General features: G+C 37.8%; 19 protein-coding genes and 2 pseudogenes. 4 read left to right on the top strand and 17 right to left on the bottom strand.

Going from position 1 to position 22111, the window contains the following annotated elements; translation table 11 throughout:
• Position 1: 1 nt before the first annotated feature.
• Together K429_RS0119235 and K429_RS0119230 are read right to left on the bottom strand one after the other, a co-directional pair.
• A complete protein-coding gene (locus K429_RS0119235; protein WP_007212863.1) occupies positions 2-1006 on the bottom strand; it encodes a class II fructose-bisphosphate aldolase in 1005 nt (334 codons plus the stop codon).
• A 281-nt stretch (positions 1007-1287) separates the two neighbouring features.
• A complete protein-coding gene (locus K429_RS0119230) occupies positions 1288-2295 on the bottom strand; it encodes an endonuclease (RefSeq protein WP_029327732.1) in 1008 nt (335 codons plus the stop codon).
• Between the two features lie 259 nt (positions 2296-2554).
• Here K429_RS0119230 and K429_RS0119225 point away from each other — a divergent pair, with 259 nt between their 5' ends.
• Both K429_RS0119225 and K429_RS0119220 read left to right on the top strand, forming a co-directional pair.
• The gene (locus K429_RS0119225) at positions 2555-2809 is read left to right on the top strand and encodes a type B 50S ribosomal protein L31 (RefSeq protein WP_007212861.1); all 255 of its coding nucleotides are present in this window, start codon (positions 2555-2557) and stop codon (positions 2807-2809) included.
• Positions 2810-2987: 178 nt separating this feature from the next.
• Entirely contained in the window at positions 2988-4508 is a 1521-nt protein-coding gene (locus K429_RS0119220; protein ID WP_029327731.1) for a M48 family metallopeptidase, read from the top strand.
• A 115-nt stretch (positions 4509-4623) separates the two neighbouring features.
• Here K429_RS0119220 and gcvT read toward each other — a convergent pair whose 3' ends face one another.
• The 3 genes from gcvT to K429_RS0119205 form a co-directional block, all read right to left on the bottom strand.
• On the bottom strand, positions 4624-5709 hold the full coding sequence (gene gcvT, locus K429_RS0119215) for a glycine cleavage system aminomethyltransferase GcvT (protein ID WP_007212859.1): 1086 nt from the start codon (positions 5707-5709) through the stop codon (positions 4624-4626).
• Positions 5710-5725: 16 nt separating this feature from the next.
• Positions 5726-6949, bottom strand: a complete 1224-nt coding sequence (gene pepT / locus K429_RS0119210; RefSeq protein ID WP_029327730.1) for a peptidase T — start codon at positions 6947-6949, stop codon at positions 5726-5728.
• Positions 6950-7109: 160 nt separating this feature from the next.
• On the bottom strand, positions 7110-8522 hold the full coding sequence (locus K429_RS0119205; RefSeq protein ID WP_022394348.1) for an amidophosphoribosyltransferase: 1413 nt from the start codon (positions 8520-8522) through the stop codon (positions 7110-7112).
• 201 nt (positions 8523-8723) lie between these two features.
• Between K429_RS0119205 and K429_RS31320 the strand changes: the two are divergent.
• Positions 8724-8810: pseudogene (locus K429_RS31320) on the top strand (transporter); the annotation flags it as partial.
• Positions 8810-9016 (top strand): annotated as a pseudogene (locus K429_RS30000) (MFS transporter); the annotation flags it as partial. The pseudogenes K429_RS31320 and K429_RS30000, both read left to right, overlap by 1 nt.
• Positions 9017-9148: 132 nt before the next feature.
• On the opposite strand, the gene K429_RS0119200 reads toward K429_RS30000, so the two are convergent.
• The 12 genes from K429_RS0119200 to K429_RS0119145 form a co-directional block, all read right to left on the bottom strand.
• The gene (locus K429_RS0119200; protein ID WP_007212854.1) at positions 9149-9736 is read right to left on the bottom strand and encodes a sugar transferase; all 588 of its coding nucleotides are present in this window, start codon (positions 9734-9736) and stop codon (positions 9149-9151) included.
• Positions 9736-10956 (bottom strand): DegT/DnrJ/EryC1/StrS aminotransferase family protein, encoded by a 1221-nt coding sequence (locus tag K429_RS0119195; protein ID WP_029327729.1) that lies wholly within the window; start codon positions 10954-10956, stop codon positions 9736-9738. The genes K429_RS0119200 and K429_RS0119195 overlap by 1 nt, the downstream gene beginning before the upstream one ends.
• A gap of 16 nt (positions 10957-10972) precedes the next feature.
• Positions 10973-11728 carry a YjbH domain-containing protein gene (locus K429_RS0119190; RefSeq protein ID WP_029327728.1) on the bottom strand — a complete coding sequence of 252 codons (756 nt, stop codon included), beginning with the start codon at positions 11726-11728 and terminating at the stop codon, positions 10973-10975.
• Positions 11725-12549: a glycosyltransferase gene (locus K429_RS0119185; RefSeq protein ID WP_029327727.1), complete on the bottom strand. Its 825-nt coding sequence runs from the start codon at positions 12547-12549 to the stop codon at positions 11725-11727. The genes K429_RS0119190 and K429_RS0119185 overlap by 4 nt, the downstream gene beginning before the upstream one ends.
• A 3-nt stretch (positions 12550-12552) precedes the next feature.
• A complete protein-coding gene (locus tag K429_RS0119180; RefSeq protein ID WP_007212851.1) occupies positions 12553-13695 on the bottom strand; it encodes a glycosyltransferase family 4 protein in 1143 nt (380 codons plus the stop codon).
• The gene (locus tag K429_RS0119175; RefSeq protein ID WP_029327726.1) at positions 13692-14846 is read right to left on the bottom strand and encodes a glycosyltransferase family 4 protein; all 1155 of its coding nucleotides are present in this window, start codon (positions 14844-14846) and stop codon (positions 13692-13694) included. Before K429_RS0119175 ends, K429_RS0119180 begins: the two co-directional genes overlap by 4 nt.
• Before the next feature lie 605 nt (positions 14847-15451).
• On the bottom strand, positions 15452-15835 hold the full coding sequence (locus K429_RS31315; RefSeq protein ID WP_044096986.1) for an acyltransferase family protein: 384 nt from the start codon (positions 15833-15835) through the stop codon (positions 15452-15454).
• 308 nt (positions 15836-16143) lie between these two features.
• Positions 16144-17304 (bottom strand): O-antigen ligase, encoded by a 1161-nt coding sequence (locus K429_RS0119165; protein ID WP_007212848.1) that lies wholly within the window; start codon positions 17302-17304, stop codon positions 16144-16146.
• Between the two features lie 13 nt (positions 17305-17317).
• On the bottom strand, positions 17318-18193 hold the full coding sequence (locus K429_RS0119160) for an ATP-grasp fold amidoligase family protein (protein WP_229093782.1): 876 nt from the start codon (positions 18191-18193) through the stop codon (positions 17318-17320).
• A gap of 55 nt (positions 18194-18248) precedes the next feature.
• On the bottom strand, positions 18249-19385 hold the full coding sequence (locus tag K429_RS0119155; protein WP_007212846.1) for a CapA family protein: 1137 nt from the start codon (positions 19383-19385) through the stop codon (positions 18249-18251).
• Complete coding sequence (locus K429_RS0119150; RefSeq protein ID WP_007212845.1) at positions 19378-20628, bottom strand: flippase; 1251 nt, start codon at positions 20626-20628, stop codon at positions 19378-19380. Before K429_RS0119150 ends, K429_RS0119155 begins: the two co-directional genes overlap by 8 nt.
• A 152-nt stretch (positions 20629-20780) precedes the next feature.
• A complete protein-coding gene (locus K429_RS0119145; RefSeq protein ID WP_029327721.1) occupies positions 20781-22094 on the bottom strand; it encodes a UDP-glucose/GDP-mannose dehydrogenase family protein in 1314 nt (437 codons plus the stop codon).
• Positions 22095-22111: the final 17 nt, after the last annotated feature.

The raw sequence follows: 22111 nt of genomic DNA, 5'->3' as shown, positions 1-22111 counted from the left end.
ATTATTCAGCCAATTTACCGTCTGAACCAAGCACGTTGATGATCTTATGCATGTACATCTTTTCCATGTTGTCACGAGCCGGGCCAAGATACTTACGCGGGTCAAACTCAGCCGGTTTTTCTGCGAATACCTTACGGATAGCAGCAGTCATAGCCAGACGAGAGTCTGAGTCGATGTTGATCTTGCAAACTGCAGACTTAGCAGCCTTACGCAGTTCTTCTTCAGGAATACCGATAGCAGCTTCCAGCTTGCCACCAAACTTGTTGATAGTTTCAACTTCTTCCTGAGGAACTGAAGAAGATCCGTGCAGTACGATGGGGAATCCCGGAAGTTTCTCCATTACAGCGTCCAATACTTCGAATGCCAAAGGAGGAGGTACCAAACGACCAGTCTTCGGATCTACGTGGCATTGTTCGGGTTTGAACTTGTATGCACCGTGAGAAGTACCGATAGAAATAGCCAAAGAGTCACAACCTGTGCGAGTAGCAAAGTCGATTACTTCTTCAGGGTCAGTATAAGTATGATGTTCAGCAGAAACTTCGTCTTCTACACCAGCCAATACACCAAGTTCGCCTTCTACAGTTACATCAAATTGATGAGCGTAGTCAACTACCTTTTTCGTCAAAGCAACGTTTTCTTCGTAAGGCAGGTGAGAACCGTCGATCATAACTGAAGAGAAGCCCATATCGATACAAGACTTGCAAGTTTCGAATGTATCTCCGTGGTCGAGGTGAAGAACGATTTCAGGGTGTTTGCAACCCAGTTCCTTTGCATATTCTACAGCACCTTCTGCCATGTAACGCAACAATGTCTGGTTAGCATATTGACGGGCACCTTTAGATACTTGGAGGATTACCGGAGATTTGGTTTCAACAGCAGCCTTTACAATAGCCTGCAACTGTTCCATATTATTAAAGTTGAAAGCCGGGATAGCATATCCACCTTTAATAGCTTTCGCAAACATTTCTCTTGTGTTTACGAGCCCTAAATCTTTGTAATTAATCATTTTGTTTAAAGTTTATTGTTAGTGAATAAAAATTCTACGCAAAAGTAAGCATTATCCTTCAAATGGAAGAACAGGTTGGGAATAAATTATCGTATTATCCCCATTGAAACAATTCTATTTTAAAGCTATTGGATGATTTTAACAGAATATTGTAATCTCTATGTTACAAACTCTTTTCATCTGTAGCCTTTATCAGCCTCTTCTGCATACCTTTATATAGATAACAAAAAAACCGGAAAGCAAGTTTAGCTTCCCGGTCTTCGTTTACACATTATTATATATTACTTTTTCAAATAAATGATAGTGGGCAAATGGTCGCTGTAGCCATTCAACCAAACACGTCCGCCATGCGTGCGCAAGGGAGAACCTTTATACTTGCCATCCTGCTGAAAAAGGTATTCACGGATAAAGACTTCATTATGATCGTACTTCAAACCTTTCTTGGCTTTCAGCAAAGGACGGGAGACTACAATCTGGTCGAACAAGTTCCACTTGCCACGATAGAGCAATGTTCCCACGCCTTTATCTTCAAGGGTTTCCCACCAGGGATTATAGAATTCGCCCTTCTTCACCTGCTTCGTATACTTGCGTGCGCCCAGTGTAGCCATGCTTTCGTCCATGGGATCGTCGTTCATATCACCCATGACTATCAGTTTCAGTTTCTTGTCCGTACGCATCAGGGAGTCTGTCAATGCCCGTACCTGCTTGGCTGCATGTACACGTACCGGAGACTTAGCTCCACGGGAAGGCCAGTGATTGACGATGAAGCAAACGCGTTCGCCCGCCATCTGCCCGTCTACAATAAGGAAACCACGCGTCAGGTGCACAGTGTCCCCCTCAAAAGGAGTGGAAAGCACCAGTTTGGAATTGGTAACGGTGAATTGTTCCGGATCATAAAGCAAAGCGCAATCAATACCCCGTTTATCCGGACCTTCGTAATGCACGAATTTATAGTTGGATATAGCCGGCTGGCTTACCAAGTCTGTCAGTACCCGGTTGTTTTCAGCTTCGGCTACACCGATAACGGCGGGTCCTTCAGGTATGCGATCGCGCGATACTTCATTCAGAACTTTGGCAAGGTTCTTCAACTTGGCCTCATACTTCTCAGCCGTCCATGCATAACTGCCGGAAGGCAAAAATTCAAGGTCGTTCTTACCTGCATCATGAATCGTATCAAACAGGTTCTCAAGATTATAAAACGCAACACTATACAGATCCCGCTCGTTCTGCTGGGCACCTGCCGTAGTGACGCAGAGCCATAGGGAAATTAAGAAAAGTAGCTTCTTCATGCTGAATATAAATTAAAATACTATGCAAAAATCTGAAATAAAAAGCGATAAACCTATTTTTTGAGGGAACTTTTTTCTAAATTGGAGAAATGCACTGCCTTTAAACAAAGGTAGACTGTACCTTAAGCAAAAATAAATCTGAATTTATTTTGTATTATCTGCGACTTGCACTATCTTTGCGCTCTGAAAAATAAGACCATTACACTATTTATTACCAAAATAGTAACCGAATATAATAATTAAAAAAACAAATATTGAAATGAAAAAAGGTATTCATCCTGAAAATTACCGTCCGGTAGTATTCAAAGATATGTCTAATGGTGACATGTTCTTGTCTCGTTCAACCGTAAATACGAAAGAAACCATCGAGTTTGAAGGTGAAACTTATCCGTTGGTAAAGATGGAAATCTCTAACACTTCTCACCCGTTCTATACTGGTAAATCTACACTGGTGGATACAGCTGGTCGCGTTGATAAGTTCATGAGCCGCTACGGTGACCGTAAGAAGAAATAAAATTGACTTCTTTTGAAGTTAAAAAAGGGAAGACTTTTACGAAGTCTTCCCTTTTTTATTATAGGAAATTCCCTATCACTTTGTAGGGAAAAGAACGGGAAAGAGAGAAAACTCTTTCCTATTTTTGTATCAGCAATTTTGATTGCAAGTCAATTGTACAAACCATAAACGAATCCATATGAAACGTCTTATCACTTTCGTTGTCCTCGCCGTCCTCCTCTCCACGGCAGGATTTGCTGCCAGACAGAAAGACTTGAGCGGCCCGATTGCCATAAAAGGCGAACTACAACAACAGTATGAGAATTTTCCTGCCGGCACTCCCGTAGTGATCCGCAAGGTAGTGAAAATGAAATCGGCAGACCAGGCAGGTCCTGACATTTTCTATGCAACCGAAATCAATGGTATACAATTCGCAATACCCTCTTCTGCTCTGAAAACCATTAAACTCTCACCTCCCGAAACCAATCAGGAGTTTTGGCAGCAAACTTATCTGAAACAACATCTATATGAGTATTTCGGCGAACGCGGATATAACTCTAAGTTGCGCAAGGAAGTGGACGAAGAATGTCGGGATTACCTGTACAAGCTGGAAGAGATCGGCTATGAGGATGATTTCATCACTTCGTATGTACAGAATATCTTTGCTAAACTGACTGCCACCGGCATAGATCCCAACCGCAGCGAACGGTTGAATGTACGCGTCATCCAGTCGCCCGAACCTGATGCTTACATGCTGCCCAACGGCACAATGCTGATTAGTACCGGTCTGCTCTGCACACTTGATTCGGAGGATGAACTTGCCGCCATTATTGCCAATGAGATGTCTCATTTTGTGCTGGACCATCAGGTTAATAACATCTACCGTGCTGAACGCCGTGCCAAGCGGGCAGCTTTTTGGGGAACGGTTCTTGCCGTCACTGCCGAAGTAGCTCTGGAAGTGGCATACTGGGATGACGATGATACGGCTTTAGGTGTAGGCGCTGTTGCCAGCATCGGAAGCGTTGCCGCCCTGCTGAATGTAAATGTAGTGAATCGCCTGGGAATGAATTACAAAAATAACCAGGAATACGCAGCTGACCGGGTTGCACGTGAGTTATTGGAATTCAAGGGGATGAATCCCGATGGATTGGCGTCTGCACTTTCCAAAGTCATCGGATACTATAATATACAGCAACGCGGTCACAAGCTGCTTCGCTACGGCAGCATCGACAACCTGAAAAAGCGAATAGACAAAGCCGGTGAGGCAGAAAATCAAATCAGTCATCCTTATCTCAAAGCGACATCGGACGTAGTGACTTTCAACGCAGCCATGAATATAGCAGACCAACGGTATGAAGAAGCTGGAAGGTTAATACAGAAGAATATCAATAACAATCTGGCCACCGACCACGATTACGTCATCTTAGCAAAATCACGGATGGCGCTTTACAACACAGAAGAGGTAAATGAAGAATGTGCCACCCTGCTTTGGAAAGCCAAAGAATTAGCAGGAGACAGTCCAAATCTTGACATATATAAACAAGAGATTCTATTGCTAATGCGCATGAATAAACAGGCTAAAGCCGCCGGCACATTGAAGGAATATCTGGGATTACTTTCCCGGTATCAGGAACAAGGAGTGCAAGGAGAAGAGGAAGAATGGACAAGCAAAGAAATAGCCTGGGCCAATCAATTATTAGATAAGATCAACAGACTATAAAGGAAAGAATGTTATAAAGTCTTTTTCACCACAGATTACACGGATTTACACAGATATTTATATTGATAATTTAATCTGTGTAAATCCGTGTAATCTGTGGTGAAAAAGACTCCTCTTATTTACGGAATGGCGGACGAACCACTACCGCTTTCAGTTTGCGTCCACGCATATCAATGCAAATTTCCGTACCTATCTTGCTATATTCCGGTTTTACATAGCCCATACCGATACCAATCTTGCGAGTAGGCGACATAGTACCTGAGGTTACTACTCCGATAGCTTCACCCTCTGTATTGAACAGTTCATATCCATGACGGGGAATTCCACGGTCCACCATTTCAAAACCGACCAACTTACGGACAGTACCTTCCGTTTTCTGCTTTTCAAGCATCGGACGATTGATAAAGTTCTTACCTTCAGCAAACTTGGTAATCCATCCCAAACCGGCTTCAATAGGAGATGTCGTATCATCCAGATCATTGCCATACAGGCAGAAACCCATTTCCAGACGAAGCGTATCGCGCGCCCCCAAGCCAATCGGCTTAATGCCAAATTCTTCACCTGCCTCAAACACGGCATTCCAAATCTTCATGGCAGCTTCGGGATAGAAGTAAAGCTCAAAACCTCCTGCACCGGTATAGCCGGTATTGGAAATAATCACATCTTTCTCACCGGCAAACTCACCATGCGTAAAGGTGTAATACGGCAGTTCCGACAAGTTTATACTCGTCAGTTTCTGCAAAGCAAGAATGGCTTTCGGTCCCTGTACGGCAAGTTGAGCCATGTGGTCGGAAGCATTTTCCAACTCAGCACCTTCGGTATTGTGCGAAACGCACCAGTTCCAGTCTTTTTCTATATTCGAAGCATTCACTACCAGCAGGTATTTCTCCGGTTCATAATGATAAACCAGCAAGTCATCTACAATACCGCCTTCTTCGTTGGGGAAACAGGTATATTGCACCTTGCCCGGAGTCAGGGCAGCCACATTATTGGAAGTCACTTTCTGAAGAAAAGCTAACGCATTGGGGCCTTTCACCCAGAATTCTCCCATGTGGGAAACGTCGAATACACCCACAGCATTACAAACGGTGAGGTGTTCATCAATGATACCGGAATATTCTATCGGCATATTATATCCCGCAAACTCATGCATCTTAGCACCCAGCGAGATATGTTTTTCTGTAAACGGAGTGGTTTTCATGTCTTAAGGTATTAAATTATTTTATAGCAACAAGTTCGGCAATCTTCACGATGACCTTCATCGCTTTCTCCATATTCTGGATAGGAACGAATTCATATCGTCCATGGAAGTTCAGACCACCTGCAAAGATATTGGGGCAAGGCAAACCTTTGAAAGAAAGCTGTGCGCCATCCGTACCACCACGGATAGGTTTCACATTCGGTTTCACACCTACAGCCTCCATTGCGGCAAAAGCCGTATCAATGATATGCATTACCGGTTCAATCTTCTCACGCATATTATAGTATTGGTCACGGAGTTCAAGCGTTGCCGTACCTTCACCATATTCGGCATTGATTTCACTGACAAAGCGTTCTATTTTCTTCTTGCGGCTCTCGAAACGTGCACGGTCATGATCACGGATAATATAGGCCACTGTAGTCTGCTCTACATCGCCGTTGAAACTGATGAGATGGTAGAAGCCTTCGTAACCTTCAGTATGTTCGGGTGTTTCATGAGCAGGTAACATCGCACAGAAACGGTTGGCCACACGAATTGAATTAACCATCTTATTCTTGGCATAACCCGGATGTACATTGCGACCTTTGAAGGTGATTTTGGCAGATGCCGCATTGAAGTTTTCAAACTCCAACTCTCCTACTTCACCGCCATCCATTGTGTAAGCCCAGTCGCAACCGAACTTCTCCACATCGAATTTATGTGCGCCCAATCCTATTTCCTCATCCGGATTGAAACCAATACGAATCTTGCCATGCTTGATTTCAGGATGCTCTTTCAGGTACACTATCGCAGAAACGATTTCGGCAATACCTGCTTTATCATCTGCTCCCAACAATGTCTTACCATTGGTAACGATCAGGTCTTCCCCTTTATGATCCAACAGTTCGGGGAACTGAGACGGAGAAAGAACTACATTCTCTTCTGCACAAAGCACGATGTCCGAGCCGTCATAGTTTTGAACAATACGAGGAGACACATCTTTGCCACTCATATCGGGACTGGTGTCCATGTGGGCGATAAAACCAATAGTAGGTACCGGTTTATCGATATTTGCCGGAAGTGTGGCAAACAAATAGCCATGCTCATCCAGCGTTATGTCTTCCAAACCTAAAGACTCTAATTCTTCTTTCAGATATTTGGCAAATACCATTTGCCCCGGAGTACTTGGAGTCACCTCTGTCTCTTCACTGGACTGGGTGTCGAAGCTTACATACTTCAAAAAACGTTCTACTAAAGCCATAATATTTACGATTTAATAATTTTCAATTTACGATTAAGAATATGAACTACCAATTGTCTATCAACAGTAGTCAATAGTTCTGCCGTAAAGGTAGAAAAAGGGGCGTGAACTGCCAAGCAATTCACGCCCCTTTTTACAAAATGTTAGTATTTAGAGTTACTTAAAAGCAACTACTTCCATCAAAACAATGTGTACAAACCTTACATTTCGGCAATCCGATGGACTCGATGAGAGTTTCCAAAGTATTAAACTTCAAAGTTGTAAGACCAAAGCGCTCGGCAATAATGCTGACCATCTTCTCATATTCCGGAGAACCGGTAGTGGCATATTTCTCCAGATTCTTGTCTGCATCTCCCTCCAGTTCTTCTATAACGCGACGTGTAATCAGTTCCAACGGACTCTTGGATGCCGTGAAACCTACAAACGGACAAGCATAAATCAACGGCGGACAAGCAATGCGGATATGTACTTCCTTGGCACCATATTCATACAGCACCTTCACATTATCCCGTAGTTGCGTTCCCCGTACTATGGAGTCGTCACAGAACAATAAGCGCTTACCTTCCAGCATGGCACGGTTCGGTATCAGTTTCATCTTTGCCACCAATGAGCGCATCTCCTGCTTACTGGGAGTGAAACTGCGCGGCCATGTCGGTGTATATTTAGAAATGGCACGGTGATAAGGAACTCCTTTTCCTTCGGCATATCCTAAAGCCATGCCCACACCGGAATCAGGAATACCGCAAGCACAATCTACTTCAGAATCATCGTTCTGCCCCATCTTCAAGCCACTGGTAAAACGCACTTCCTCTACATTGCGACCTTCATAGCAGGAAGTGGGAAAACCGTAATATACCCACAGGAAAGAACAAATCTGCATCTTTTCCTCCGGCTTCCGCAGTTGTTCCACTCCATCGGCAGTCATACGAACGATCTCTCCCGGACCGAGATAGCGGTCTATTTCATAATCCAGATTCGGGAAACTGCTTGACTCACTGGTTGCAGCGTATGCCCCTTCTTTCCGGCCAATTACAATCGGAGTGCGTCCCCACTTGTCACGAGCCGCAATGATACTGCCATCTTCTGATAACAACAGCATAGAGCAAGAGCCTTTGACACGGCGGTAAACATTTTCTATACCTTCTACAAAAGTTTTTCCTTGTATGATGAGTAGTGAGATAAGCTCGGTTTGATTGGTATTGCCTGAACTCAGTTCGGCGAAGTGCATATTTTGGGAAAGTAGCTCTGCTTCTATTTCTTCCAGATTCACAATTTTGGCTACTGTTACAATGGCGAAGCGTCCGAGGTGGGAGTTAATGATGATGGGTTGCGGGTCTGTGTCGCTGATGATTCCTATTCCGACATTTCCTTTAAACTTATCCAGTTCGTCTTCAAACTTGGTTCGGAAATAAGTGCTCTCCAGGTTATGAATGGATCGGGCAAACATGCCCTCTTCTGCATCATACGTGGCAAGTCCGCCCCGCTTAGTTCCTAAATGTGAATTATAATCTGTACCATAAAATAAATCCGTCACACAGCTCGCTTTGGAGACTGTCCCGAAAAATCCTCCCATAAATCCTATTATTTATTATTGATTTTAGTATTGACGGGCACAAAGGTACAAAGAAGTTTCTTCTCCACGTTACTTTCCTACGAGACAATTTCTAAAAAAACTTATTTTTATGCAGGTTTCCGAACAGCAGATTGAACGTTTTGTTTAATTCGCAGATAAAAGAAATTATATGGTTCAGGATGGAAAATCACAGGAAATACTGTAATCCTCCCTACCCTCGCACATGATTTTGGAACTTCGGACTCTGTGATTACTTGGATTGTCAATGGTTATCAATTGGCTATTGTAACGAGGTAATGACCGGGTTATTATTAATTCCCTGGCCTCTTGCAACTTTAGTTGCCGCACTGGTTGCCGGTTATTTGATGGAATGTATTCATCCGAGAATATCGGGAAGTATCGGTATGGGGATATTTTGTATCAGGCTTCGATTAATCCTTTGCGGCATTGGTTTCGGACTTTTCCAGACACCGAATAGTAGTTTGAGGTTGTCACAAACGTCGTTGTTGAAAGAATAAAAAAGGCCGAAACTGAGCTTCGACCTTTTCTATATCTTATTTTAAACTACTTTTTCCAAACATAATATGGAATAAACAACCATCTCATAACCTTTATTACCGATTTGATCAATGTACAATACTCCATATAGTCAGAAATATAATCTTGAAATATTCCTTCACCGAACGATGCTCTATATATTTCATATTGTAGCATATTTTATCCGGCAGTATTTGTTCTACATATGCCTTGTCCGCATCCTCAGCCTGTCCTAAAATCGTATTTTCATCTACATATTCTATAGATGCATAATCCGTAATTCCCGGACGAACAGACAACACTCTCCGCTGTTCTTCAGTGTAGAGTTCCACATATTTACGAACCTCCGGACGCGGGCCTACCAGACTCATATCACCTTTCAGTACATTGAATAACTGAGGTAGTTCATCTAATTTATATTTGCGGATAAAATACCCGATACGGGTAATCCGGGGATCTCGTCCGCCTACAGTTATCAAACCTTGCTTATCAGCTCCTATACGCATTGAGCGGAACTTATAGACATAAAAATCCGTCCCTCCACGTCCCACACGTAGCTGTTTATAGAAACCACCACCTTTACTTTCCAGACGGATAGCAATATACAGGAAAAGGAAAACAGGAGATAAGAATAGAATGCCCAGAAAGGAAAATAAAATATCAAAAAAACGAATCATCACCTATCAACAGTCACTTTAAGGTATGCATCTTTTACAGCTTTGATTATAAAGTCCAGCTTTTCTTCATCCAACTGTGGATAAATGGGCAAGGAGATTTCACCTTTAAAATTCTCATAAGCTTGTGGATAGTTCTTTATATCATATCCCAATGAGCTGAAGAAGGAAAGCATCGGCATCGGGATAAAATGAACGTTCACGGCAACCTCGCTTTTCGCGATTTCATCAATCATACGATCACGCTGTTCCTCTGTGAAATCTTTGATACGCAATGCATAGATATGATATGAGCTTTCTTTTTCTCCATCTTCAGAAGGTGGCAAAATAGCCCAATCACAATCAGCAAATGCTTTAGAATAGGTATTGAATACTCTTTTACGTTCTTTCAGTAGTTCAGGATATTCCCGTATCTGAGCCAAACCGATAGCAGCATTTACGTCAGCCATATTTATTTTCATTCCCAGACCGACTATGTCATAACGCCAACCACCGGCTTTGGATTTGGAAAAAGCATCTTTAGTTTGACAATTCAAACTCATCATACGCAATTCTTTGTAGAGTTCCGCATTATCAAACGGTTCGGGCAAATTCAGGCAGATGGCTCCTCCTTCGGCCGTCGTCACATTCTTTACGGCGTGAAGAGAGAAGATAGCAATATCCGTTTCGCATCCTGTACGCTGATTCTTGTTATAATAAGCACCCAAAGAATGGGCCGCATCATTCATAACAAGGATACGTCCCAATTTTTCCTGTACTAATGACGCCGCATGAAACAGGTTGCGTATTTCCGGTTCATTAACGAGTCTCATGATACGGTCGTAATCACAAGGGAAGCCCGCAATATCTACCGGAATAATAGCCTTGGTCTTTGGCGTAATTGCTTTTCGAATAGCATCCACAGAGATATTGAAATCCTCTCCGGAATCTACCATAACAGGCTTTGCACCCGCATGAAGGACTGCTAATGCCGTAGCACTATATGTATACGCCGGCACAATTACTTCATCTTCAGCAGTTACTCCCAACCAGCGAAGCATCATAATGGCTCCCGAAGTCCATGAGTTTACACAAAGCACTTCTTTTGCATTAGAGAATACTTTTATTTCTTCTTCCAATGCTTTTACTTTAGGACCGGAAGTTATCCAGCCGGAACGTAACGAATCAACGACTTCGTTGATGACCGCCTCGTCAATATAAGGGGGCGAAAATGGAATTTTCATGATCTACTATATCGAATTATTTTAAATGAATCAAATATGTAAGTCCGCAGGAGAAATATTTCCCTTTCTGCATCATTGCTTGTACCAAAAAATGATGAAAGAGAAGATAATTCATTCCTATCAAAATATCATGTGAATCATATTCAGCTATTAATTTCAAATCAGATAACATGGAAGGGGAATAAGTTATCCCTCCGGCAATGCCATTCAGATGGTAATCATTACGGCGGTTATAAAGATAAGATACATGTAGTCCTAATTCTTCTTTATTTACTGGAATATGTTTTGTCATTGCAACATAAAAGCGAGAAAAATATCCATTACCACCATCGCCCGAAGGCATTATCTCTCCACCCCTACTTTCTGTAAACGGATCAGATGTGCCTAAAACTACTGCTGGCATATATTTAAAGAATTGTTCTTCTTTCAAAACCCTTAACCGAAGCGAGAAATACCGATCCTGATTAGTGAACTTTCCCATTTGAGATTGCACTCCCCATTGAGGAGTTACCTTAAAAAGGGTACAAGTATATGCTATTTCCAAACAGGGGAAAATGGTTACATTCAAGTAGTAATTATATGTATTATAATTAAATCGAGGAGGAGTTAAGTTCTCATTTAAAAATCCGCCACCAATCATAACGGTTTTATCTTGCTGCATTTCCGCCGAAGGAGAATGCAACAACCCTGTAACTCCGTAAGAATATTGAGGAAATAGATATACCGAATAACTACAAAAAAACAGAAGTAAACAGAGATTTCTAAATTTCATCTAATCCGATACAAGAACTTCTTCAAAAATGGAGGAGTAAGAGTCATTATAAACATAAAAAATGAAAAGAGGTAAGCAGACCAATCATAGTGAAGAGCCTTATTTATCATAAATCGATCTTTCAACATTTTCTTCGCCCGCTTAAAACCATTTCTTCTGTTCTTATAGAAATCGTCAGTGACACGAAAGAGTAATACCGTTTCATCCAGATTTGCAAAAATACATCCATTCATAAATCCATCAAACCATAGCATGGTATCTTGGTTTTTACGGTATTCATTCCGATAGCCTTTGGCTTTATCAAAAAAGGATTTTCTAAACATCACGGCGGGATGTGCTAATGGATCACGATATCTAAAGAATTTAAAACATTCTTGATGGGTTAAAGGGTATGTAACACTCTTGCTATTTCTTTCAGATTGTTCGTTTATTTCCTCAATACGACCGCCTACAACATCAACTTCAGGATGCAATAGTAAATAATTCACCTGATTCGCTAATCTATTAGGTACTGAAATATCATCTGCATCCATACGAGCTATAAAATCAATACTTTCTTTATGGCACATCATAATTAAATCATTAAGAACCATTGCCAAGCCTCTATTCTCAGGAAAATAAATGATTCTAATTTGAGAGTGATTTTCATATTTTTGCAAACAACGATATAATTCATTTCCAATTGGCCCATCAATTCCGATGAAAATGATAATATTGCGATAAGTCTGTTTTAGTATGCTTTCAACTGAAAAAGACAAGTAATTAGCATTATCATTTTTATAAACCGGTAAAAGTACAGCAATATTACTTAAATCATACATATTTTACACATTAGGGGAATTCAAATATACATCATACAAATCCATATATTCCATAGCCATACGAATTGAAGAAAAATTTGCAATTACATCATCCATCAAGCTATCAATATTTTCCGTTTTCTTTTCCACACGCATCAATACTTCTTCCAACTCCTTTTGATTTCCTTTACCAAATTGATATTTCTGTAATAAAGGATAAATTTGTGAAAACTCATTAAAAGTCGAAATTTTACTACTCAACACTAACGCTCCTGATGCTAATGCCTCAATATAATTAAGCCCAAACCCTTCTGAATGCGAAGCACAAATTGAAACATCAGCTGCTCTTAAATAATCAGCAACATTAAATACATACCCCTTAAAAATAATCTGAGAATAATTTTGAGCCAAAGCCTTACATTCCTTTTCCTCCGAACCTGCTCCACAAAATAATAGCGAAGAATTTTTCAAATAACCTTGATTAACCATTGAAATATATGCTTTCACAACAAGCAGTGGATCTTTTAGTTTACTTAAATGCCCTACAACAACAATCAATAAATTTACATTTGCAAATCCAAGCTTCTTTTTCCAATATTGTTTATCATGAACTCCCAACACAAATTGCTCCATATTAACTCCATTATATATCATATGAATTAATATTGGAAAATTAAAATGAGAATAATAATCCTTAACTGATTTCGAGATAGATACAGCAGCAGATATTTTCTTTAATCGATATACATAACGATAGTGCATATACGTACCTATTATCCTCCCTCTTGAAGCCCTAAAAGAATCGATAGAAATACAATGTTGAGTGTCCAATTTTATAATATCCAAATTGACATAAGAACTAATCAACAATGGATGATAACCATGAGAATGCAACAATACAACCCTTTTTTCCAACAAACAATCTCCAATGATATGCGCTACCCTTTTTGTTCTCAATTCTAAATCCCAAAAAGAGAATTTAAAACCAATAACTTCAATACCAATTTCTTCAAATTTAGTTGTAATATTCTTATTTGGATCATCAGTCATCAATTTTATTACAATAGGTTTATATCGTGTACGGTCAATGTTAGCAACCAATTCATAAAGAACATTTACAGGCCCTGATTTTCTCAATTGATTAATTAAAAAAGCAACAACTTTCATTTTTTATTTTCAATAAATTCAAGAATTTTCAATACCCTATCTGAGTAATTTAATGTTTGAGCCGTCTTTATTGCAGAAAATGACATTTGCTTACAAAGAGACTTATCCTCCTTTAAATATTTAATAGATTTAGCTATTTCTTCTACATCTAAAGGATTAATAAGGATAGCATTTGATGTATTTAGAATATCATAATTAAACTCCATATCCGATGAAATCACAGGCAATCCACAGGCTAAAGCCTCTACTATAGAATTACTACACCCTTCGGCCAATGATGGCAAAATAAACACATCTGCACTATTCAAATATAATGGAATATCTGAATGTTTTAATTTACCTTTAAATAAAATTCCCGAACAATTAGGTTCTTCATCATTAGTTTCATCAGACATCGTACTACCTATAAAAATGGATTTTATAGAATCATCTTTCAATCTAGCAATTGCATCTGAAACTCTTTTAGCTCCTTTTCTATGTACAAATCGTCCGACAAATACTACAATAAAATCATTTACAGCATATCCTAATCTCCCTCTAACAATACTTTTTTCCATCCGATAAAATTCATCTAAATTAACGGCATTAGGAAGTATGATACAAGTATCTTTTTCAACTAAATTTAAAGCAATACATTCTTTCAGATTTTTAGTTGAAACACAAATAACGCCTCTTACTACACGTTTCAATTGAAGAACCTCTCTACTAGATATCAATTGCGTAAAAAAAATCTTATCTTCTCCAGATGCAACAAACAAAGGAAGCTGATATTTTATTGCACAAGGCATTATATTGTAGCCTGAAGTCCAAAAATGAGCATATACTATATCAAATCTCTCTTCTATTTTCTTGAAACATCTACAGACAGCCCACTGATTCATTTTCATGGTTATTCGACCCAGTAATCGTTTATCACCAAATGTCAAAACCTTAGGACGAAACACTCTTATTATCGAACCACCAGTACGATACTCCATATAATATGGTAAAGCTTTATCTTTCCTTCGAATCAGTATTTTTGTAATACTCTGTGGAGCAATAACAAATACTTGATGGCCAAATCTAGAGAATTCTTCTGCCAATGAAGATATAAAAGCTGCAAACGGGTGTTCTGGTGTAGGATATGCACCAACTGATAAGCATATTCGCATAATGTTAAGAACCTATTAAAAAATTTAGTTTAAGTTTATTCGTCAATCGAATGAGTAATAAACTTAACTCTAGTACTATGATGGAAAATATAAAAAACAATAAAAATATTAGTATAATATCCCAAGTAGAAGTTCCATAAAACCAAGAGGAAGGCAAAAAATATTTTAGAAAGTAGACGAATATATAATGATATAAATAAATACCCAATGAGTTATTTCCATAAGTTCTCAAACGCGAAACATTATCTCCCAAAAGACGAAAAATATTAATGATAAACAGACAAGCCAGATTAGATACCGTCAACCATAAAACAAAGCCTATACAAGTTTTATCATCATAGTTCATCAGCATTATAGAAAAATACAGAATGCCACTCAATATAGTAGTTTTGTTATTCCAAACATTAAAATGGGATGCAAAACAACTTACAATAAGACCGAATGAAAAAGACAGAAAAAAACGTCTTAGTTCTGGAAGAGAGAGTAAATATGATATTTGTACAGAAACAGAAGAAGTAACAAAAACAATCCCCACTCCCAATAATATAATTAATATTACAAATATACTTTTCTTCTGAATCTCTTTCTTAAATAGCTGCGCAATTCTATTTACACATAAATAGAAGCAATAATATGTAAACAAAGTCAACAAGAACCAATATCCCCCCTTTAGAAGAGTCCAATAAGTATCTATCAAGTAAATTAGTTTGAAATAATAATGAATAAAAAAAACACACCAACAGACAAGTCGTCAAATAAGGTATCACCAACTGCTTTATTTTCCCTTTAAGGAAAGAAAACTGTAGAAACGGAACCTCTCTATAACAGAAATAGCCACTTATAAAGAAAAACAACGACATAAAATAGCTGTGAACCACGTAGGATAAAAGAAGATTTTTCCAATCTAAAAATGTATTCAAATGAGCTAATACAACTGAAAATATAGCAAATCCTTTTGCCGAATCAAAATAACCAATTCTATATTTCATTCCTTGCCAATAAACAATTCATTTTCTAATCAAGACGTATAATATCAATATGAGATATCTTTTTTCCAACTACTTTTATAGGATAACACATGCTTCATTATAATATGATAAAATGCTATTTTTCCTCCAAATCAATATTTTCATAATACTCTGTGGAGCAATTACTGTAACTTAGTGTTCTAATCTTGAGAATTCTTCACTAATGAAGGATCATAAGAGACCGGATGGAAAAAATGATGCCTCACATACAGATGAAAAATAGTAATATTTCAGTCATCTATAACCGAGAACATAAAATATGATGAAAATCAACATCTAACTAGACACCTCTGATATTCATTTTTTCCGGCCAAATATCCCAATAATATGAAACAAAAACAAGATGGCTCATTAAAGAAAGCCATTGAATATAAAGATGTCAAAAAAAGCATATACACTATCAATGAAAACGAAGAAAGATTACATATTTTTTTCCTAAAAAGAAAATATCTAAAAAGAGACAGATAGAAAAAGAAGTAAATCACTATTCCTATGAGACCCATACCTATCAAAAATTCAACCCAATCATTATGAGCATAATTACCAGCAATACAAACACTTTGACAAAAGCCAATTCCTATAAAGTAATCCATGACACTATTACTATTGCACCAATGAGAAAGCATTTTCACAAGTAAATAATCTCGTGAAGAAGTATTCCCTTCCAATGTATCTTCTAATCGTAATTGCAAATAAGGATTATTATTATATATCTCTATACCAATATACACTATTAAAGTAAATACTAACAATAATATAATAATATTCCGAACAAAATGTTTATTTGACTTTAGAAAGTAATATGCATAGATTACCAAACCAATACTATAAGCAAGCAATGCCCCTCGTTTAGCACTTAAAAGAATAAGAATAAGCGATAAAACAACAAACATGAATGCCCACTTTTTTTTTAGCATTGCAACATAAGGTAATAAGAACACAAAACGGTATGCTTCATTAATTGTCGTATCCGCATTTTTCTCATCTACAGCAAGGAACGTTCCCCGTATAAAAACCAGTATTGTAACAACAAACACACAAAAAAAGAAAGTTTTCAACATCCCTTCACCTATCTCTCCTTTACGGCCCCAATAATATAATGGGAAAAAAGGTAGAACAGCACCAATGATATTTCTATACATAGGGAATGTACTTACTTTCCCAATTATTGAACCATACAAAACCATAGGCGAAAATAAGAAGGATATAGTAACAACAACTACTAAAAGAACAAGAGAAAAAGCTATATTGGGAACATGTTTAGATAAAATAACTCCTAAAAAAAAGAAAAAACATAGAAGCAACTCTAACATTGCTATTCCTACACTTATAATTCCTTCTGGATACAATACTCCTTTCAGCTGATACAGTATTATCAATAAAAACAGAATCCATATCCATACATTAGTACCATTTTTCGGCATTTTCATTGGTAAACAAATCTTAGTTTACGACCTCTCCTTTCACTTTGTTATTCTTCAACGAAGGTAATTTTAACCATTTGCCGATTTCTTCATTCCATTCATTTGGACGAAATTTTCCAAAGCCAGCATTAGGATATAATGTGATTTCACCAAAATAACAACGACCATTTATTTCATAAAAATCAATGCGAGAAAAAGGGATACCACACGAAAGAATAGCAGCATTTCTTTTCATTTGTTCAAATGAATGTGGGCTTGGCATTGTAACTTCAGCATTACGTACATTAGAAGATAACCCAATCAATCCATTCTGCCTTTTCCAGTTCATATCATAGAAATCTATTTTTTCGTCCTCACTTCTATCAGAAATAACTTGACACAACATAGGAGTTCCATGAAAACAGAAAAATTTATAATCAACCAATTCTTTTTTATTTTCATCTATCATATACTCTTCAGCAAGAATACGTCGCTTTACATATTTGTAAGGCCATTCACGCCCTAACCAGTAATAGTTTTGGCGCAAACTCTTACGCAACTTTTTCTTAACCGCCTCAACATCCATTGTGCTTTTATCTCGACAAAGATATAGCCCTCCAGAGTTATGATTGCACTTCAATACAAATCGATTTGGTAAAGCCTCGAAATCAATATCATCAGGCGTATTCCAAAAGCCTAATGTTGAAATAATATATTCAGGTCCTAGCTTCTCCGCAACATACTTCTTGACCTCTATTTTATCAACCATTATTGTATATTCAGGTCTACGATCATATAATTTGAGCCATTGAAGTTTCTCACTAAAAGTCTTTGGATTATTAAAATCCAGCCAATATCCCAATTCACAATAAAATCTAAGTCGTAAATACATTTTATCTGTAAACAGCCATGACATCTTCTTTATCAAATAATTACACAATAAATGAGGACGCCTTATTCCTCTCAAAAACCTATTCATTCCTTTCACCCTCATTTAACAGATAAACAATTCTATCTCGATGTGACTCACAGTAAATAAAATTCAACAAAGACAATTTTCGTTTTTTCGACAAAAACATTGGTAATAAGCCTCGACTTGCCATTATTCGAAACCAACGATTCGAATATGGAGAAAGCACCAATTTCAAATTACCCTCTCTCTCTTTCATCCAATGTTGATGCTCCAATTTTAGCCTACAACTATCAGCAATTATTTCATTAAGGCATTTTATCGAAGAGTAAAAATCATCAACACGATCCTTTTTCATTAAAACAACATTAGGAGTATCATTACATTGAATATATGGATAAAGTTCAAAATGAATTTTATTATCCAGTACTAATTTAACTAAATACCCTTCATTCCAAATAGAATTTCTTTGAGTATTTTTATCAAAGCAAAAATTACCCAACCCATAAAATATAGGCTTTTCTTTATACACCTCATAACCACTATAACAATGCTGATGATGATTAATTACAGCGTCTGCACCTATGTCAACAAAAAAGCGATATATTTCTTGCATACGAGGACTGGGTAATTGAAAGTATTCATGCCCACCATGAACAACTATAATTACATAATCAGCTTTATTTTTCGCTTCTACAATCGCGTAATATTGTTGTATTGGATTCAAAGGATTAGCGCCAGCCGAATGCTCTGTAGCTATAGAAAATTCATGTTCACAACAGTTTATAAAAGCAATTTTTTTCCCATTTATATCTTTATATAAAATACCAGAAGCTCTCGACAAATCCTCGCCCCCTCCTACAAAATCCAAATGCTCATATCGCAAAATATTTAATGTATGAGACACTCCTTCATCTCCATAATCAAGAAAATGATTATTAGCAAGCGTAACACATTTAAAATTAACATATTTAATCAATTTAACTGCTAACTGAGATGCCTTCAAATTAGGTCCTTGCTTCTCTTTGGGTTTAATTGGACATTCTACTATAGGACATTCCAAATTTATCAATGAATAATCCATTTGAGCAATTATAGGCTTTATCTCACCTAATATATCTGAATATTCCTCTTGCTCTATTAATCTAGCCACACGATCATTAGGACAAAAATCTCCTGCTATCAATAAATTAACCATTTTTCTTACATTTTATTGCATAATAATACGTCAGCATCCCTCGAATTCCCCAAACTGAAACTACTGTAATAGATGCACCTATGTAGCTGAATTGAATAGTAAAAAAACAAGTTAATACAAATCCTAAAGCAGAGCATCCAACAATTATATTACGAAGTATATTTTCCTTACCAACAATAACCAAATAATTAGTACCATAGGTATTCATTAAAAACAAAAAAAATGGAGAAATTGAAAAAATTCGAATTACTACAGCAGCATTATGAAATTCCGGCGTTAACAAATACTCAACAAACAGGTCAGCCCCCAAAAACATTAGAACACAAGACAAAACACTAATAATAGCACTGATCCAAACATATATATAATGTTTTTCCTTGCGACGAGCTAAAAAGGGGAAAAATGTTCTTGACAAAACTTTAGTAAACTCATCTATTATACTCTGCATTTTTTGCCCTCCAGAATAGATTCCCGTAGCAGTATTTCCACAATAAGTTTGTAAAATAACTGTAGACATACTAGTATACAAGTTTGGAAAAATCAAACTAATAAACATATCAACACTACTCTTCAATCTCATATATATACTATTGAGAGAGGGAATAAGAAAATGCACTTTTAACTTATTCAATATGATGTAAAAAGCAAAAAATGCACTGACACCAAACCCTGCTGCATTAAGAAGAGGTTGATAAATATAATCCACATCCTTTCTAATACATACAAATATCAATATCGTAAATACCAATTTAGATAAAAGACTCAATATTGTAATATATTTCATACGTTCAAAAGCCTGAAACAACCATTCAGGGAAAAAGATATGTCCAGGAATATAAGCAAAAGTAAAGAACAAAAGATTTTTATAAGTTCCCAAATAAGGAATACAATTGCACAGCAAATATAAAACAAAGAAGCAAATAGTGGTCAATATTATTTTACACCACATAACTTCACTGAATATTCGAGACACTTGTTGCAAATCATCACGACATTTTGCTACATCACGAGTAGCTGTATAGTTAAATCCCCAATCAGTAATTGTCTCAACAAAAGTCATAACAGCCGCAGCAAATGCTATTGCTCCAAATTTTTCAACTCCTATTACTTTAGACAAATAAGGTAATGTTATTAATGGGAATATAAAGCTTGCAGCTTTCAACAAAATAAGAAAAACAAAGTTATTTACCAAAACTTTTGCATTCTCATTATACTTATAGATATTTTTAATTTTTCCTATCATAAAAATTAAGCAATATCACTTTCCTTACAAGCATTCTATACAATATGTCTTCTACCAAACCTCTGCCTACAAACATTAATTCCACAAATAGTATAAATTCTAACAATATTTTACACAAAAATCAAATTACACAAATGAGCCATCAACCATAGCTATCTACCAATACAAGCATAAACAATCTCTAACTCTTGTAATTCAGACTTCTCATATATATTTCTTCCATCAATCACCACTGCCTTCTTCATCGTCTTCTTCAGTACCCCCCAACTCGGCATCCTAAACTCTTTCCACTCCGTCACCAGCAACAACGCATCCGCATCCAGCACCGCATCATACATATCCGTAGCATAGACAACCTTATCTCCTATCCTACGTTTACATTCATCCATCGCAATCGGATCATAGACCTTCACGCTTGCACCAGCCTCTATCAACTTATCAATCAAAACCAATGCCGGAGCCTCCCTCATATCATCCGTTTCAGGTTTGAAAGCCAAACCCCATAAAGCGATTTGCTTACCTTTCAAGTCTCCATTATAATGTTTCAATAATTTCTCAAAAAGAATACTCTTTTGCTTCTCGTTCACCTCTTCCACGGCCTTCAACACACGCATCGGATAACCGTTCTTTTCAGCAGTCTTTATCAACGCCTTTACATCTTTCGGAAAACAAGAACCACCATATCCACAACCGGGATACAGAAATTTACTGCCAATACGACTATCCGCACCAATACCTTTGCGAACCATATTTACATCAGCACCAACCAGTTCACAGAGGTTAGCGATATCATTCATAAAGCTAATCCGTGTAGCCAACATAGAATTAGCAGCATATTTTATCATCTCGGCACTTGGAATATCAGTAAATATCAACCGATAGTTATTCATCATAAAAGGCTTATAAAGACGTTCCATTATAGCCTTAGCCTTTTCTGACTCCACACCTACTACCACACGGTCGGGCTTCATAAAATCATCTACCGCATCACCTTCTTTCAGAAACTCGGGATTGGAAGCCACATCAAACTCTATCTTTACATTACGCTTGTCAAGTTCTTCCTGAATGGCAGACTTTACCTTTTGTGCAGTCCCCACAGGAACCGTACTCTTAGTCACAACCAGCACATACTTATTCATATTACAGCCAATGGTACGCGCTACCTCCACCACATATTTCAAATCAGCACTGCCATCCTCATCAGGAGGAGTACCAACAGCACTAAACACAACCTCTACATCATCCAGACACTCCTTCAAGTCCGTTGTAAATTTCAGACGACCCGCAGTATAGTTACGATGAACCATATCTTCCAAGCCCGGCTCATAAATGGGAATAATACCTTTCTTTAGTTTTTCTATCTTACTGTCCTGCACATCCACACAAGTTACGTCAATCCCCATCTCCGAAAAACAGGTACCTGTCACCAAACCGACATAGCCGGTACCAACGATTGCTATTTTCATATTATCTTAGTTTACTT

The sequence above is a fragment of the Bacteroides sp. 14(A) genome (assembly GCF_000526555.1).
Lineage (GTDB): Bacteria > Bacteroidota > Bacteroidia > Bacteroidales > Bacteroidaceae > Bacteroides > Bacteroides cellulosilyticus.
The sequence above is the reverse complement of the archived record's forward strand: the minus strand, read 5'-3'. Positions and strand labels throughout refer to the sequence as shown.